A 1,617-nucleotide genomic window follows, 5' to 3' on the forward strand; every position below is an offset into this window, starting at 1 on the left:
CGGTACCACTCCTTCCCTTCCCGAACAGGACAGTGAAACGCAGTTGCGCCGATGATAGTACGGACTCCCGTGCGAAAGTAGGGAACCGCCAAACTACTATTCAAAGCAAAACCCCCGCTATTGCGGGGGTTTTGCTTTATCATAAAATGCCAAAAATCAAATTATTCAGCCGTTTTTTATGCTGAAAAACGATATTTTTCTAGAATAAACGCAATTTTATTTCAAAATTTTTGACTTTGCGCTTGTCAAGACTGTATGAAACGGTTAATCTTGCCTTTTTCAGGATAAAACGATATGAACCACTTACACAAAACCGATGATGTGCGGATTAAATCTTTGGCGGAGCTGTTGCCGCCGATTGCCCATTTGTACGAATTGCCGATTAGCGAAGCGGCTGCCGATTTGGTGCTGCAAACGCGGGCGGAATACGCGCAACGTTTGCTGCCTTTGCGGGAAAAATATGCCAAAGAGTTGCTGATTGTGATGCGGGTGTATTTTGAAAAGCCGCGTACGACAGTCGGTTGGAAAGGGCTGATTAACGACCCGCATTTGGACGGTTCGTTTGACATCAATTTCGGTTTGCGTCAGGCGCGGAAATTGTTGTTGGATTTAAATAACTTGGGTATGCCCGCGTCCACCGAATTTTTGGACATGATTACGCCGCAATATTATGCGGATTTGATTTCGTGGGGCGCGATTGGGGCGCGTACCACCGAAAGCCAAGTGCATCGCGAGTTGGCGAGCGGTTTGTCGTGTCCGGTGGGTTTCAAAAACGGCACGGATGGCAATCTGAAAATCGCCATTGATGCCATCGGCGCAGCTTCGCACCCGCATCACTTTTTGTCGGTTACCAAAACGGGGCATTCGGCGATTGTGCATACGGCGGGCAATCCCGATTGCCATGTGATTTTGCGTGGCGGTAAAGAGCCGAATTACAGCAGCGAGCATGTTCAGGCCGCCGCTGCCGCTTTGAGCAAGGCGGGCGTAACGCCGAAACTGATGGTGGATTTCAGCCATGCCAACAGTAATAAAGACCATACCCGTCAAATGCTTGTGGCAGAAGATGTGGCAGCGCAGTTGCGCAATGGCGAGGACAATATCATGGGCGTGATGGTGGAAAGCCATTTGCAGGAAGGCCGTCAGGACAAGCCGGAAGTGTACGGCAAGAGCATCACCGATGCCTGTATCGGCTGGGAAAGTACGGAAAAACTGCTGGCATTGTTGGCGGAAGCAAACGCGGGGCGGGTGTCGTTGATGTGATGGCGGTTGCCGTTGTGCCGATGGGGACAACGGCAATTTTTTTACTTGAAAGGGGGTGGGGCAAAACCGATAATGCGGGCTTTACAGCCATGCGGGCAGGGTGGGGCGGGCGATGCCGAATGTGTCGGGGTAGTCCGCGCCGAGAAAATACAGCCCGTCCGGCATGAATGTGGGCGGTGCGTGGCAACGGTTGCGGGTGGCAAGCAGCTTGTCGATGTGTTCGGGCGGCAGGCGTCCGCAGCCGACATACACCAATGTGCCGACGATGTTGCGTACCATGTGGTGCAAAAAGGCGTTGGCGTGAAAATCGAGTTTGATTAGGTCGCCGGTGCGGGCAATATCGAGTTGGTACAGGGT

General features: G+C 52.1%; 1 protein-coding gene, 1 rRNA gene and 1 pseudogene. 2 read left to right on the forward strand and 1 reads right to left on the reverse strand.

Annotated features, from left to right (window positions below):
- Window positions 1–94: ribosomal RNA gene (gene rrf, locus G392_RS14380) — 5S ribosomal RNA — on the forward strand; the annotation flags it as partial.
- Between the two features lie 200 nt (window positions 95–294).
- A complete protein-coding gene (locus tag G392_RS0109645; RefSeq protein ID WP_027010050.1) occupies window positions 295–1,260 on the forward strand; it encodes a 3-deoxy-7-phosphoheptulonate synthase in 966 nt (321 codons plus the stop codon).
- An 81-nt stretch (window positions 1,261–1,341) separates the two neighbouring features.
- Here G392_RS0109645 and G392_RS0109650 read toward each other — a convergent pair.
- Window positions 1,342–1,617: pseudogene (locus G392_RS0109650) on the reverse strand (tRNA pseudouridine(38-40) synthase TruA); the annotation flags it as partial.

Origin of the sequence: Conchiformibius kuhniae DSM 17694, assembly GCF_000428785.1 — a bacterium.
Taxonomy (GTDB): Bacteria; Pseudomonadota; Gammaproteobacteria; order Burkholderiales; family Neisseriaceae; genus Conchiformibius; species Conchiformibius kuhniae.

What these genes read in the sequence shown, in the direction of transcription:
- G392_RS0109645 (WP_027010050.1), top strand. Translation starts at nt 295, where the DNA reads ATGAACCACTTACACAAAACCGATGATGTGCGGATTAAATCTTTGGCG.